Here is a 16,212-nt window from a genome sequence, read left to right as displayed (position 1 = left end):
AACTAAAAATGGCTTTTTTGAAAATTATTAAGATTAGTTTACTCCGGGAGGCGTGTACCAAGCTCCAATACCATCAGATGTATTAATACCATCTGCAGCAGTTTGCCCACCAAAAGTATAAATTGGTAAATTTAACACCAATAATTCTGTAGCCGGGACTGGTAAATGAAGCAATACTCCTTTTTGAAGGATACCTCTTCTTCTTGCATCCATAAAAGGAACTGCCCAATCGGATCTGCAAATTTCGATATCTCTCTCATCCCAAATGATGTCAAGAACTTGATTTCTTGTAAGATTCATTTGAAGTGGAGGCAATTCACCAACTGTAACTCTATTGCCAGAATTAAGGATGTTAATTGCTGCAGTTAAGTTACCTGTCATAGCTTCAGCTTCCGCAATTATCAAATCATTGATGTACTTGTGGAAAACCGGAATTGGGCCAATACCACTGTTTAGATACAAAGGATCCCATCTAGAAATTCTATAATGACTTCTTAACTGTGCTCCTCGTGTTAAATTAAATCTAGAAATATCAGATTCGTACTTGAAGTACAAGTCTATACGCTTATCATTAGTAACAGCGGGAGGAACAGTAGCGTTATTAGCCAAAGGGAACCTTGAAGGATAATTTGGATCAAAAGCTTGAATCACTCTATGGTCGACTCTGAAGTACCAATCAAGTCCTGAAAGATCCATAAACCAGTTTTGCCAGTTTTCATTATCTAGAACTAAAATATAATCACTTGTAATACCATTACGAGCAAAATTTAAGATTCTAGCCCAATCATTCGCATCATTAGCTGCTTTCGTTCTGCTTTCAGTCATTAGGAAATGCGCTGCATATGAGCTCGCTAATCTAGAAAGCTCACTATTGCTCATGGGACTAGGTGTATTAATGTAGGTATTTTCAAGTGTGAACGAATTTGCATTTGAAATCTGAATTACTCTTTCCAAATCAGCAATTGCCAAATCCATAACATCGGCATAAGGAGACAATCCTAAACCACCAAGTTCTGTGTCTTTATCTACCAGATAGGCCTGATCGAAAGTGCTTGCTAGATAACCTCCCGCTAAACCTTTCACAAAGTAAGCAGCTGCCAACACCATTTGGGTATCATCACCTATGGTTACTCCATTATTTTCTATTTGCTTAATTACATCTAAAGCAGCAGAAATAGCAGAGTTCATCAATGAGAATGGGGCATCAACAATTTGAACTCTGTTTGCACTAGCCAAACTATTTGCAAACTGAGGTCTAGGCTCCACTTTAAATTCAGACCACCAGTTTCTAACATTGTTAGTATTGGTAGTATGATCCGCAGTGTGTTCTAGATTTGTGTTGCCTCTATAGTTATAGAATATTGCATACAAATCTGAATAAGCACCACCTACTAGCCCCTTGAGATCCTCAGGGGTTGCTAGTACTTTGTCCGTATTCGGATTGTTAAGGTTTTCCACCTCAAGATCCGCGCAACTTACTGCAATGAATGACATCCCAGCAAGTAACAAACCGAAGAATTTAATTTTTGTATTTTTCATTTTTGCTGTTCTTTAAAATTAAAATCTTACTTCAATTGCTGCAGTGAAAGTCCTAAACATCGGATACACATAAGCGTCAGATCTAAATGTTGTTGGATCACCTGCACTAAGAGAAGCCACTTCAGGATCAAAACCTGAATAATCAGTGAAGGTCAATAAATTTCTACCAATAAAAGAGAGTTTAGCATCTTGTAATACATTACCCAAACCAACTCTTTGCATGAAAGCATTATCGAACCTATAGTTCAAAGCAACCTCACGTAACTTCATATACGTAGCTTTTTCCACAAAATGCTCTGATGGTGTTGCTCCGTTATACAAACTTACAGCACTTGAGTAGTAAGTGGCCGCTCTTCTTTGTCCTTCTGGTCTTCCAGACTGATCTAAATCTCCATGTCTTTCTTGGAAATACATGTTCTGTCTTGATGAATTATAAATATCACCACCGATTTGCGCATCTAATAATACAAACAAAGCGAAGTTCTTATAACGAATATTTTGGTTTAAACCCAAAATCAAATCAGGTCTAGAATTACCAATTTTCGCATCCAGTTTTTGACCAGTTTCAGGGTCGTACAGTAAAACTGCTGTTTCAGCATTAGTGTACTCAGTTCCTACAGGCACCATATATCCTTCTGAATTTCTTTCAAATTGTTCAGGAGTTTTGTTATTTGCTGCTCCAGGGACATAACCAGAAATATTAGTTATAAAACCGTTTTCATCAAGAATAAAGTCATTAGCAGATTTCGCGAATCTATTACCATACATTACTCCAAACTCTTCACCTTCAGTAATTCTAAACATACCGCTTGTGATCCCATCTCCTCTCAATAATGGTGGCACATCAAGTCTTTCAACTTTAGATATTGCATTACTAGCAACTATATTAAAGTCCCAAGAAAAATCTTGAGTGTCTTTAATATAAGAACCAAGACTAAATTCTAGAGCTTTAGTTGAAACCAATCCTGCATTTCTCCACTGAGAACTGAAACCAGCTACACCTGGAAGTGGTACTAACAAGATTTGATCATCTGCATTAATGTCCGCATAGTTGAACTCAAAGTTGAATTTATCTAGGAATGTAGCATTCACACCAAACTCGAATTCGCTAATTCTTGATGGCTTCAAATCTGGGTTTCCTAATACTGCTTTGGAAGCAACACCTCTAGATAAAGAGAACGTCTCATACTGAGCAGCAAATCCTGGTCTTGAACCAGAAGTACCATAAGAACCACGTACCTTCAATTCATTGATGCCTGGAATAGTGATGTCTTCTGTAATTCTGTAAGCTGCAGTTGCTCTGTAGAAAACTTGATATCTCTCATTTTCACCAAACAATGAAGAACCGTCTCTTCTAACCAAACCTTCAAAGATATACTTATCTTGATAGTCAAAGCCTAGGTTGAAGAATAAGTTTTCAGCACGAACATCCGTCAGTGAATTGGTGATGTTCAAAGTGGTCGGGTCTAAATTTTGGAATCTAGGAATATCTTCAACGGCAAAATTTGAACCACTAGTACTATTACTTTCAGTCAGATACTTCTCGAACTGGTAACGTAATGTTACAAGTGTATTCCAATCCCCAAATTTCTTTCTGAAATATGAGGAAGCCGTAACTACTTCCGCACTACTATTGCCCCAAGTATTGGAAAGAGAACCTAATTCACCTTCTGGTCTGTTTTGAGTTATGTAGCCTTTTGGTCTATAATTCTCATTTGTATTCCATTCTCTATCCATTGAAAACTGACCTTCTACAGTCCACCAATCTAGAATTTTATAAGAAGATTGGAAGTTTTGTAGTAACCTTCTACGCTCTCTTCTATATTCCAAATTTCTAACTTCGTATAGCGGGTTTTGTAAGTTACTCTGGGAACGAGGTAAAACACCACCATCTCTATTTGCAAATAAATCTTGATCTGGCTCATGAGCTAGAATTGGGTAGAATAAACCACCTTGTCCATTTTCACCATTGGTAGGTCTATCAGAGTTCACGTATAAAGTTGAGCTAGTGATTTTAAGCTTACTATTAAGCTGATGATCCACATTTAATCTCAAACTTTGTCTTTTAAAAGCTGGAAGATCTACAACAACTCCACCTTGATTCAAATTCTCAACTCCAAGGAAGAAATTAGTTTTTGCACCAGAATTAGCTACAGAAACGTTAGTAGTAAAGAACGGCTGTGGCTTAAATAACAACTCTTGATTATTGAAAGTCTGAGGGTACGGGTTATCAATTATGTTATCTGGTGCCTCAACCCTAGTATTTGGGTTGTCAGGGTTAGTTAACACAAATGAACCATCAGGATTCAATTCAAACCTATGGTGATAAGCAAGAGGCACTTGTCTTGCTAAATATGAATTACCAACTTCTTGTCTTACAGTAATTCTTGTTTCTCCATCTCCACCTGCACCACGCTTAGTAATGATTTGGATTACGCCATTACCGGCCAATGAACCATACAATGAAGATGCAGCAGCTCCTTTCAATACCTCAATAGTTTCAACATCATTCATGTTGATATCGGCTAATGAGCCTTGAGTGATAACACCATCCACAATAATAAGTGGCTGTTGATCACCAGATATCGCTGTAACACCTCTTAGTCTGATAGTAGGAGCAGTTCCAGGGCGACCAGTGCCTTGTACAATCTGAACACCAGATACTTTACCTCTAATCGCGTTTCCTGGATCTGTTGCTGGTACTTCTCTTAAAGCTTCTTCTCCAATTTTACCAATGGCAAAACCAAGCTTCTTAGTAGGTGTACCAACAGCAACACCTGTCACGACAATTTCACCCAATTCAGTAACATCTGATTGTAGGGTGACATTAATTACTGACCTATTTCCAACAACTTCCTCTTTGGAAACATAACCAACAAAAGAAAATACTAGCACTGCATCTGGACCAGATACTTGGATGCTGTATGATCCATCAAGTTCTGTGATAGCTCCTGAGGTGGTCCCTTTTACTTGAACCGAAACTGCAGGCATTCCTTCACGATCATCACCGGAGATTACTTTTCCAGTAACCGTCCTGGTTTGTGCATTTGCAACAAATACTCCTGCAAATAGCACACTAAAACATAATAGTAAATACTTCTTCATACTCATAAAATTGTTAGGTGTAAATTTTATTTCACTCGAAACTTAACTAATTAACAAGAATTCAGCAAGAATTGTGAATAGCAAATGCTTCCAACAAGTGGCCTATATATGGTTTAAGTGGATGATAAAATCTGTCAATTGTATTTTTTGAATTGATTTGCATGAAACAATTATATAATATATCTACTTTTGCATATAATTATTAAATTCACGTCAACTGATGAATTAATTTCATAATCATTAAAAATTCTGAAATTGAGTTAACAATTTAATAACATCAGAATAATATTTTTGTTTATTAAGTTAAATCCAATTATTATTCCTTATTTGATTGCAATTTACGATGATTAGTTAATAAATATAATAAATACACAAATTTTGCACTTTTCCTTTTGCTAAAAAAATATAGAAATCAAACCACCTTCAGCAAAAAAATATTTAGAGATGGAATTTTTTTTCAGAAAAAATCAGAATTATCTTCCAAATTGATCTATTTCGAAGATCGATTATAGAATTTATGATGACTCTAACGATTAAGAATTAGTAGATCTACAAAATCTTAAAAGCAATTCGTCTATTTTGCTGTCTTCCCTCTTCGGTTTCGTTACTGGCTATTGGTTTTTCCATTCCATAGCCCTTATAGTAAACTCTATTATCTGCTATCCCATTTTCCAATAGATATTCATATACAGATAGGGCTCTATTTCTGGATAACTCGAGGTTGTATTGAGCTGATCCAACATTGTCGGTATGACCTTCAATTTCAATTTTAATATCTGGATAGGCATTCAAAAAAGCAATAATTTTCTTCAACTCGGTTTTAGACTTCTCTCTCAAAACAAATTTATCGAAATCGAAAAAGATGTTGTTCAAATTAACGGACTCTCCTCTATTGATTTTATTTAAAAGTATGTCTGCTAATTCAGGATTTACTGAATCGTCTTCTTGAAAACTGAAATACCTACTATCGAATAAATAGCCATTTTTATTCACATAAAGCGCATATTCAGAACCCTTAGTTAATGTAATAAGGTACTCACCAGTTAGGGAGTCTGATTTGACGCGGGAGGATAATTCATCAGTTTCTAAATCGTACAATTCTACGGTGGCAACAATTGGCCTTTGTGTGATCGCATCAACCACCCGCCCTTTTACATAGTTGACTCCTCGAGTTACTTGCAATTGTGGTGGCAATTCAAAACTATATATTTTGCTATCTACATATTGATTGCCTTGCTTTTTCTCATTGGCATAATATGCTGTAGTTCCGCTTGCTGCAATAAACAAACTTACCTGATCTTCGGAGGTGTTAATCGGATAGCCTACATTTTTTGGAACTCCCCATTGATTATTAACATCAATTTCTGAAGAGAATAAATCAAAGCCGCCAAAACCCGGATGTCCATTTGATGCAAAGAAGAATGTCAATCCATTAGCATGAATGAAAGGAGAAACTTCATCGGAGCTGGTATTTAATGGCTCACCCAGATTCTGCGCCATCGTCCAATCACCAGCTTCATTTCTGTAGCTAACATAGATATCTCTATTCCCAATGCCTCCAGGTCTATTTGAAACGAAATATAGTGTATTTCCATCGGCAGATAAGCTTGGCTGAGAATCCCATTGTGGGCTATTGATATTTGGTCCTAGATTATTTGGCACCGACCACTCCTCACCAATTTTATAAGTCACGTACAAATCGCAACTACCATAGCCTTGCCTGCCTTCACAAGCAGTGAAAATCATCATTCTTCCATCTGCGGAAATAGAACAAGTCCCTTCATTAAATCGCGTATTTATATTCCTCGAAATTGATTCTGGAGTAGTCCAATCTCCAAAGTTATCTTTAGTACTTATAAAAATATCCTCATCATCAGTGCGAGCATTGCCATTTCGAGCTGTAAAAAACAGAGTCTTTTCGTCTGCTGTAAGTACTGGAAAATATTGAAGTTGAAATACATTAACCTTGCTGGATAGTGGTTCAGGATTAAACTCTACAGGATTATTTATCGCCTGCATAGCAAACTGAGCATTCTGCAGCATTCGCGCACCTTCATCCAAGAGATTTCCTTTGGGAGCAATTTTTTGATGCTGATTGAGCAGCTCTATTGCTTCATCATACTTACCTTCCTTAATATTAATTTCAGCTAATACAAAATAGGCCATTGAGTATCGAGGATCTTGAGGCTTTAATTTGATTACTTCAGTGAAATGCTTGATGGCTCCAGCATTATCCTCTATAGCCCTATAGCAAGTGGCCAATCTTAAGTGCGCCTCAGCAAACTTATAATCCCTGTTGAGTGCTTGGTTTAATAAACTGATAGCTTGTGGATATTGCCTTCTGATGACATAATTCTCAGATTCCACATATAGACTTGCTGCTCTTTTATTATTCGTACCTAACTCCTGTTGAGCTTGACTTGCGAAAGTAAGCGTAGTAAACAGTATAAAAAAAAGAGCAAATTTTCTCATAGCTACGGAATTTCCATGTATTTATGAATCTGCAAGGAAATTTCCCATTCGGGATGTTCCTTAATAAATTCAACGATAAGCGGCATCATTTCTTTTGATTTGCTCCATTCGGGTTGCAAATAAAGTTTACAATTAGGATTTACTTTGGAGGCATGTTTTACCGCCCAATCGAAGTCGCTCTTATTGTAAATGATCGCCTTCAATTCATGTGCCTGATTATAAATGTCTTCAGTAGGTTTCTTGAATTTCTTTGGAGAAAAGCAAACCCAATCCCATTCACCACTCAAATCAAATACACCGGAAGTTTCGATATGAGTACGAAATCCCGCTTCCTTGAGTGCTCCTGTTAATGGTCCCATTTCGAAAGCAGCAGGTTCACCACCTGTAATCACGGCGATCCTCCCGCGGTTTTTCACAGCATCTTGAACCATTAGGTCAATATGAGTAATGGGGTGGTTTTTCACATCCCATGAATCTTTCACATCACACCAAACGCAACCTACCGGGCAGCCACCTAAGCGAATAAAATATGCTGCTTTACCTCGATGCGCTCCTTCTCCTTGAATGGTATAAAATGACTCCATCAATGGCAATTCATAACCTGAATCTACACGTGGATTTTGAAGGACTTCAGAATATGGACGATTGTCCTGTAATTGGGTATTTTGCATGATAATTTTTGACAAGGCGGGTAATTGAACCGCACGGTGAATATTATGAAAAAACTATTTTCCTTGAAGCAAGCCAAGTATTCCACATCAAAGATGCGATGGTCATTGGACCTACTCCACCTGGAACAGGTGTAATATACGATGTTTTTGGAGCAACCTCCTCAAATATAACGTCTCCCTTTAAAGCGAAGCCTGATTTCTTGCTAGCATCTGGAACGCGGGTGGTACCTACATCAATGACCACTGCACCTTCTTTTACCATTTCCTTGGTTATCAAACCTGGCTTGCCAACAGCTACAATCAGAATATCAGCCTGCGAAGTATGCTTGGCCAAATCCTCAGTATATCTATGGCAAAGGGTAACCGTGCAATCACCCGGATAATCCGGACGCGCCATCAAAATAGAAACCGGTGAACCTACAATATGACTTCTACCTACTACAACGCAATGTTTTCCTTTCGTTGGGATATTGTATCGCTTGATTAATTCTACAATACCATAAGGAGTTGCAGACATATAAGCTGGTAAATTCGACGCCATTCGACCATAATTCACTGGATGAAAACCATCCACATCCTTCTCAGGTCTGATTGCTTCAATTACCTTATCTACTGAAATATGTTTTGGCAATGGCAGTTGAACGATAAATCCATCTATTTCCGGATTATTATTCAAGCCATCTACCACTTTTAGTAATTCTTCTTCAGAGATGTCATCATTATATCGAAGCAAAGTAGAATCGAAACCAATTTCTTCGCAGGCCTTAACTTTGTGATTTACATAGGTTTCACTGCCTCCGTCATTCCCCACAAGAACGGCTGCCAGATGAGGGACTTTTCCACCTTCACTTTTCACTTTAGCAACCATTGATGCTAGCTCAACTTTTATCTCAGAAGAAATCTTCTTGCCATCTAATAATTGATACATGAATCTCGCTTAGTCTAATTTTAATACGGCCATAAATGCTTCTTGTGGAATCTCCACTGTACCTACTTGGCGCATACGTTTTTTACCCTTTTTCTGCTTTTCGAGAAGCTTACGCTTACGAGAAATATCACCCCCATAACATTTGGCGGTTACATTTTTACGGAGCGCTTTTACGGTTTCTCGAGCAATTACTTTGGTGCCAATAGCTGCCTGAATCGCAATTTCGAACATTTGACGGTGAATCAATTCTTTCAATTTCTCACATAAACGCTTACCCCATTCGTAGGCTTTATCTCTATGTACAATTGCCGATAATGCATCAACTTTTTCTCCATTCAATAGTACATCAAGTTTCACCATACTTGAAGTTTTGAATCCTTTCAGCTCATAATCCAAAGAAGCATAGCCTCTTGAAAGTGTTTTCAATTTATCGAAGAAATCAAAAACGATTTCGCCCAAAGGCATATCAAAAATAAGCTCTACTCTATCTGTAGTCAGGTAAACTTGATTTTGAAGAATGCCTCGCTTTTCCATACAAAGGTTCATAATTGCACCGATGTAATCAGATTTCGTAATGATTTGTGCTTTGATATAAGGTTCCTCCACGTAGCTAAGCTTACTCGGATCCGGCATTTCAGATGGCGCATTGATATTGCGAGAGGTTCCGTCGGTAAGGTAGGCTTTGAATTGCACAGAAGGCACAGTGGTAATCACCGTCATTCCAAATTCACGCTCAAGTCTTTCCTGCACAATTTCCATGTGTAGCATTCCTAAGAAGCCACATCGGAATCCAAAACCCAAGGCAACAGAGGTTTCCGGCTCCCATACTAGTGAAGCATCATTTAGCTGCAATTTTTCCATCGCAGATCTCAACTCCTCAAACTCGCTAGTATCTACAGGATAAATACCCGCAAACACCATCGGCTTCACATTTTCGAAACCTTTCAAAGCGGAAGTTGTACCGTCTTTTACATGTGTAATGGTATCACCAACTTTAATTTCTTTGGCTACTTTAATACCTGAAATAAGATAGCCAACATTGCCAGCCTTCATTTCATTTTGAGGCATTTGTTTCACGCCTAATATGCCAATTTCGTCTGCAAAGTATTCTTTGCCAGTTGCTAAGAATTTTACTTTATCACCTTTTCTGATGGTTCCATTAAAAATCCTGAACAATACTTCAACACCACGGAATGAATTATAAACCGAATCAAAAATCATGGCTTGCAATGGAGCGTCTACGCTTCCCTTTGGTGCTGGAACTCGCTCCGCAATTGCATTCAGAATATCTTCAATACCAATTCCTTCTTTGCCACTTGCTAGAATAATTTCATCTCTACTACAGCCAAGAAGATCAACTACTTGGTCTTTCACTTCTTCCGGCATAGCTCCCGGTAAGTCTATTTTATTAAGAACAGGTATGATGGTAAGATCATGCTCAATGGCCAAATAAAGATTAGAAATTGTCTGAGCTTCAATACCTTGAGAAGCATCCACAATCAACAAAGCTCCTTCACAAGAAGCGATAGATCTAGAAACCTCGTATGAAAAATCTACGTGACCTGGGGTGTCAATCAGATTGTATGTGTATTCTTCACCATTGTAAGTGTACTTCATTTGGATAGCATGACTCTTAATAGTAATGCCTCTTTCGCGCTCCAGATCCATATTATCCAAAAGCTGTTCCTGCATGTCTCTTCCCTCTACCGTATGAGTAAATTCAAGCAGCCTATCTGCCAGCGTACTCTTCCCATGATCGATGTGTGCAATGATGCAGAAATTCCTTATCTTCTCCATAATCTCAATTAAGGTGCAAAAATAAGCATAAAAGCTTGTTTAAAAGAAGGGTTTGATAAATAGATATTTGTTTACGAAAAAAGCTTAGAACTTCTCCAATACTAAAGCCATTTAAATTGATTTTAAAGCTACTTTAACGCAGTTAGTTTAAATTTAGATGAAAGAAGAATTTGCAAATTATAGATGTAATTTTCAGCAATTCAACAGCAAAAAATTCCTCCCGCTTTCTACACCGACAATTTAAAGCGGGAGGACATAAAAACAGAAAAGCGGAATGACTTTCGCCAATCCGCTCTCATTTTTCTTTATTTCGCAATTATTGTTTGTAAACTTTTCCTTCCTTCATCACAAACTTTACGTCCAATAGAATACTTACATCCTCCAGTGGATTTCCTTCAACAGCTATAATATCAGCAAATTTTCCAGTTTCAATGCTCCCAAATTTATCATCCATTCTTAGCACTTTAGCGGCCACAGAAGTTGCTGATTTGATAGCTTCCATTGGAGGCATTCCCGCTTCTACCATATAGCCGAATTCTTTAGCATTTTCACCATGTGGGAAAACACCTGCATCCGTTCCAAATGCGATCATTACGCCTTTTTCATAGGCTTTTCTGAAGGTTTCTTGCATCAGTGGGCCTATTGCTCGTGCCTTTGCAGCAACTACTGGAGGATAATAACCAGGAATTTCAGCAGATGCCGCAGCGAACTTACCTGCAGTGATTGTCGGCACAAAGTAGGTTCCATTTTTCTTCATCAAATCCATAGTAGCTTCACTCATGTAAGTGCCATGCTCAATAGTAGTAACTCCAGCATTTGAAGCTCTACGCATACCTTCATCACCATGTGCATGAGCGGCAACCAATATGTCATAATCACGTGCAGTTTCCATCAAAGCAGCAAGCTCCACTTCAGCAAATTGAGGTCTAGAACCATCAGCAGCTACACTCAAAACGCCACCGGTTGCGGTGATCTTAATCCAATCCGCTCTATTCTTATATCGCTGCCGCACAGCTTCTCTAGCTTCATCTGGCCCATTGATTACGCCATCAACAGGCGTTGGACTTCCCATCAAATCTTCGCGAAGGCCATTGGTTGGGTCTCCATGACCTCCCGTGGTAGCAATTGATTTTTCAGCGGTGAAAATCCTTGGCCCTTCAATCAAGCCTTGTGCAATTGCATCACGCATGGAAACATTGATACCTGATCCACCCAAATCACGGACAGTGGTAAAACCGGACATCAAAGTAGTTGTAGCATATTGCGTTGCTCTGTATGCAAAATCAGCTACATTCAATCTAAACCCGTCAGAATATCTAGTTGGGCTCGTCTGGCCTTCGATATGCACATGCAAATCAATAAACCCCGGCATCACCGTAGCTTTTTTCAAATCAATAGCTGTCACACCATTTGGGGCATTAACATAACCATCCCTTATTTCCAGTATAGTTTTGTCCTCGACGATTATCGTAACTTGAGATCGACTAGTATTGGCTTTACCATCAATCAAAGTCCCGCAATAGATATAGGTTTGCTGAGCAAAAATGGGCGACATCACAAGCAATGTTGCCATCATGGCAATAAATTTTTTCATAGTGGTATTGTTGTTTTACAGCACCTAAATTGCAGATTTGAAATCGTAAAACAAAGTACAGTAAAATAACAATACATAAACGGTATTCGGCAAATGCTTAATAATTGATTTAGAACAATATGCGAATAAAAGGAAATAAAATACTCTATATAAAAAGTGAAAGAGATTTAATAAAACTAGGTCGCAGACTTGCCAAGGAAATTCGTAAAGTACTTATCCGTGAAATCAAATCTATTGTACGTACTGAAGAACCGCGGGAGGTGAAGGCTACTCATAAGATTGATGAACTCGCCTACAAAACCATCTCAAAAGAAACTGAAGGCTTACCCATTCGAATTGTTATTGAAGGCTCCAAACCGATTAATTCAGAAGTAACTGCTCCTACACTTTTCATTGATCCTATAGATGGAAGCAGAAATTGGGAAAGACAAATTGGTGATCCCGCTTTTGCAATGGCATTTTGTGCAAAAGAAGGTGAAATTAGTTTCAATGATCTTAGCTTTTGCTTTATAGAAGGTCTTCGAAGTGGCGATCAATATTACACTTTAAATGGGAAGGCTTTGTACAAGTCTAAATTGCTCAATCAAAAAGCAATAAAGCTCCCAAAAAGACATGCAGTTGCATTAGAAAACAGTTTAGCTTACATCAAACCTGGCTATTCCCAAGCTGCCAAAGTGATTGATTTTGCGAAACCACTTATGATCGCTTGCAAAGATATTCGAGCTATTGACAACTCTGCGACCGACCTATGCGAGCTTGCTCGTGGCGCATGCGATTTTATAATAGAAGCGAGAGATTTATCGGATTTTCATAATCTGCTGGCTTTCCCAATACTAAAAGCTACAGGCTGCATTCTCACTGACCTGAATGGAAATGACCTTGGAGATAACAAAGCCATTCCAGACAAAATTTATGATTTTATGGCATTTTCATCACCTGAATTAAGAGATGAAGCTTTGCTCCTTTTAAAGCAACCCAAAAGCTAATTTTCCTATTCGATTGAAGCTTGGTCAATTTCGTAAACGCTACGATATTGACCATTTTCCTCCACATACTGAAGCCATGCCTTATAAAATGGATGAGCCCCAATTGTAGCAGAGTCACCAATTACCAACAACTTTTTGCGTGCGCGGGTGAGGCCAACATTCATCCTTCTTTCATCGGCAAGAAACCCAATCTCGTTTTGGTTATTACTACGCACCATACTCATGGCAATGATATCCCGCTCCTGCCCTTGAAAAGCATCAATGGAATTGATCGACCATTGCCCTTTCAACTCATGTAGCGATGGATATCTACGAAAGTCCTTTATATCTTCTTCCATTTTGCGGACTTGCGCTTTGTATGGTGATATAATTCCAATGCTAAGATTATTTTCCTTACAGTATTCTATTCCTAAGCTACCAATCAATTGCTCCAATCTAGTGAGCAATACTTGGCTTTCTCCAGGATTAAATTTGCTTAGGCTCTCATCTTCGACTTCCTCCTCCATTCCTCCTCCCGCGGTATCAATATATTCCAGTGGAGCTTCATCTGCTTTTAATTGCCAATCTTCTACAGCTTCATCTGGAAACAATTCTCCATCATAAAAATACTTCGCAGAGAAACCCATTATCACACTATTCATTCTATACTGCACTTGGAGCATTTGCCCCAATTCTTTATGCTTCATCAGCTTTTCAAATAGCGTGATTTCCAATCCTGCTTTTGCAGCTTGGTAGCTTTTGATCGTCGGTGGCAATTGACAATGATCTCCCGCAAGTACTACCTTATCAGCTCTGATTATAGGAATCCAACAAGCTGGTTCCAATGCTTGGGCAGCTTCGTCGATAAACACCGTGCTGTATCGTCTATTGCGAATCAGATAATGAGAAGCGCCCACGAGTGTACAAGCAATTACTTGCACGCCATTAAGAATGGAATTAGAAATATAAAACTCTAATTGCTCAGCATCGGCTTTGTATCGGTGTGCTTCCTCTTTGATTAATTTTCGCTGATATCGTTCCGATCGGCTTACTTTGGTATCATATTTATTCGCCATTTTAAAAAACTCCTCCGCTTTGATACGAAGTCTTTTTAAATCATGGTAAAACTCATGTTGCGTGAATTGAGCATCATAGGTTCTTGACAAAATCTGATCAGTTATTCTAGCCGGATGGCCCATTCGCACTACCTTAATTCCTTTTGCATCTAGCTTTTCGACTAGCAAATCAACCGCAGCATTACTTGGTGCGCATACCAAAACTTGTTTTTCGCTTTTCACTGCATTGGCTATTACTTTTACCATGGTTGTAGTTTTGCCAGTACCTGGCGGACCATGAATTAAGGCAACATCCTTTGCTGCATTAGCCAAATTCAACGCTTTTAGCTGGCTTGTATTCAGTTCATCATCAGTGAGTGGTTCTACTTCGGCAAAACTAGCTTCTTCTAAGCCCAAAATAATATCTCTCAATTGAGCCGCTCTTGGATGCGATAAGGTTTTTACATCCTTTATCACTTTCTCCATTTCACGATAGCTTGTTTCATCGAAGAGGAGATTTATACCAAGCCTTACTTTTTTCAGCTCATTTGGAAATTCATCTACATTCAAGGTCACCATCATTCGATTACCTTGCACATAATTGATTACGCCATTTGCTTGTGGCACTTTATCTGGCTCATCAGTGGTTTGAGCAAATAGGCTGACCATCCTCCCACTTTGGAAAAGGTGATCTTGCTTTTTGCCATCTGTTTTTTCCAACTCCACCATCAGCCGTTCTCCAAGCCCATACTTTTGTTGTCTTACCACAACGGGATGCCAGCAAACTCCCGATTTCTTTCTTTGCTCCAATGAGGTATTGAGCATTTTCTCCCTATACTGCTTTAAGTCCTCCTCCTTTTCCTGTTTCAGCAGCAATTTGAGATGATCAAACGTCTCCTTTACTTTCATTTATTGCTCTTCCTCTTTCCGTTTCAATTGAATTCTACTATTTCTCACAATCATTTTCACTAATCTGATACAAAGCAAAGGGATTTTTGTTATTTGCAGGCAAGCTTATTAGCAAAATGAATTTTCTAGCACACCTTTATTTATCCGGCAAAGACCCAAAACGCATGATTGGCAATTTCATCGGCGACTTTGTGAAAGGCAAGGAAATCGACCTACTGGAGCCCAAAATCGCTGAAGGCGTGCGACTTCACCGACTTATTGATGAATTCACTGATTTACATCCTGTAGTTTCGGAAAGTAAGGATCGCCTGCGTGAAAAGTACCGACACTACGCAGGAGTGATTGTCGATATTTATTATGATCATTTTTTGGCAGCCCTATGGCAAGACTATCATCCTCACAGTTTGGAAGATTATGCTGAGCATTCCTACCAAATAGTTCGTTCACACTGGCACTTGTTGCCTTCCAAAGCACAATTTATGTTTCCTTACATGGAAAAAACGAATTGGCTGGTGAGCTATGCTCAGATAGATGGAATACAAAGGGCAATGAATGGAATGGCGCGTCGCACTCGCTTCTATTCTAAAATGGAAGAGTCTACGCAGGATTTACAAAAACATTATTCCGCCTTTCAATCCGAATTTCAATTATTTTTTCCCGATTTGGTTAATTTTGTGAAAACAGAAATACCTGAAATCAAAATTGGATGATACATAGCAAACCCAAAACCTCTACACTCACAAGTTTATTGTTATTTCTTTTTGCCCTCTCTGCCTCATTGGCCTATATTTTCAAGCTTTACTGGTTCGATGGATCGAGGACAACTTGGGTTTTCATCTCACTGGGTTTTCTAATACCAACCACATTATTACTTTTTGGCAGAATTGTATTTGGTTACAAAACGCTGAAAATTCATAAAGATACTTTTTTCGTGACCTATCCAATAAGGCTTACGACTAAGAAGTATGCGTTGAATTCCTTAGTAAAGTGGACAGAAAATACCGTGAAAACTGGTAATGGGCTTTACCGTGAAGTCGTTTTGGAATTTGGAGGGAGGAAAAAAATCAAATTTGCCGATCAGGAGCATAGTGAGTATGCCAAAATTCTTAGCTACCTCAAACGAAAAGCACCGAAGCAATTTGAGCCTGAAAAGGTCTAAAAACAAAAAACCGGAAGA

General features: G+C 38.6%; 11 protein-coding genes. 3 read left to right on the top strand and 8 right to left on the bottom strand.

Going from position 1 to position 16,212, the window contains the following annotated elements:
• Positions 1-33 precede the first annotated feature (33 nt).
• The 7 genes from ACOXY8_RS16450 to ACOXY8_RS16420 form a co-directional block, all read right to left on the bottom strand.
• On the bottom strand, positions 34-1,539 hold the full coding sequence (locus ACOXY8_RS16450; protein ID WP_458332710.1) for a hypothetical protein: 1,506 nt from the start codon (positions 1,537-1,539) through the stop codon (positions 34-36).
• An 18-nt stretch (positions 1,540-1,557) separates the two neighbouring features.
• Positions 1,558-4,644 (bottom strand): SusC/RagA family TonB-linked outer membrane protein, encoded by a 3,087-nt coding sequence (locus ACOXY8_RS16445; RefSeq protein ID WP_458332709.1) that lies wholly within the window; start codon positions 4,642-4,644, stop codon positions 1,558-1,560.
• Positions 4,645-5,193: 549 nt separating this feature from the next.
• Positions 5,194-7,116 (bottom strand): OmpA family protein, encoded by a 1,923-nt coding sequence (locus tag ACOXY8_RS16440; RefSeq protein ID WP_458332708.1) that lies wholly within the window; start codon positions 7,114-7,116, stop codon positions 5,194-5,196.
• Positions 7,117-7,118: 2 nt separating this feature from the next.
• Complete coding sequence (locus tag ACOXY8_RS16435; RefSeq protein ID WP_458332729.1) at positions 7,119-7,700, bottom strand: 7-carboxy-7-deazaguanine synthase QueE; 582 nt, start codon at positions 7,698-7,700, stop codon at positions 7,119-7,121.
• Between the two features lie 130 nt (positions 7,701-7,830).
• Positions 7,831-8,715, bottom strand: a complete 885-nt coding sequence (locus tag ACOXY8_RS16430; protein ID WP_458332707.1) for a bifunctional 5,10-methylenetetrahydrofolate dehydrogenase/5,10-methenyltetrahydrofolate cyclohydrolase — start codon at positions 8,713-8,715, stop codon at positions 7,831-7,833.
• Positions 8,716-8,724: 9 nt separating this feature from the next.
• Complete coding sequence (gene lepA, locus ACOXY8_RS16425) at positions 8,725-10,512, bottom strand: translation elongation factor 4 (RefSeq protein ID WP_458332706.1); 1,788 nt, start codon at positions 10,510-10,512, stop codon at positions 8,725-8,727.
• A gap of 316 nt (positions 10,513-10,828) precedes the next feature.
• Positions 10,829-12,106, bottom strand: coding sequence for an amidohydrolase family protein (locus tag ACOXY8_RS16420; RefSeq protein WP_458332705.1), 1,278 nt, complete (start codon positions 12,104-12,106; stop codon positions 10,829-10,831).
• A gap of 119 nt (positions 12,107-12,225) precedes the next feature.
• Between ACOXY8_RS16420 and ACOXY8_RS16415 the strand changes: the two genes are divergently transcribed.
• Entirely contained in the window at positions 12,226-13,092 is an 867-nt protein-coding gene (locus ACOXY8_RS16415) for an inositol monophosphatase family protein (protein ID WP_458332704.1), read from the top strand.
• 5 nt (positions 13,093-13,097) lie between these two features.
• Here ACOXY8_RS16415 and ACOXY8_RS16410 read toward each other — a convergent pair whose 3' ends face one another.
• Positions 13,098-15,035 carry an IGHMBP2 family helicase gene (locus ACOXY8_RS16410; protein WP_458332703.1) on the bottom strand — a complete coding sequence of 646 codons (1,938 nt, stop codon included), beginning with the start codon at positions 15,033-15,035 and terminating at the stop codon, positions 13,098-13,100.
• 116 nt (positions 15,036-15,151) lie between these two features.
• On the opposite strand from ACOXY8_RS16410, the gene ACOXY8_RS16405 reads away from it, so the two are divergent.
• Both ACOXY8_RS16405 and ACOXY8_RS16400 read left to right on the top strand, forming a co-directional pair.
• Positions 15,152-15,745, top strand: coding sequence for an acyl carrier protein phosphodiesterase (locus ACOXY8_RS16405; RefSeq protein ID WP_458332702.1), 594 nt, complete (start codon positions 15,152-15,154; stop codon positions 15,743-15,745).
• A complete protein-coding gene (locus ACOXY8_RS16400; protein ID WP_458332701.1) occupies positions 15,742-16,194 on the top strand; it encodes a hypothetical protein in 453 nt (150 codons plus the stop codon). The genes ACOXY8_RS16405 and ACOXY8_RS16400 overlap by 4 nt, the downstream gene beginning before the upstream one ends.
• The last annotated feature ends 18 nt before the right edge of the window (positions 16,195-16,212 follow it).

The sequence above is a fragment of the Peijinzhouia sedimentorum genome (assembly GCF_049340005.1).
GTDB lineage: Bacteria > Bacteroidota > Bacteroidia > Cytophagales > Cyclobacteriaceae > CAXBDP01.
This window is presented reverse-complemented; position numbering and strand designations above follow the sequence as displayed.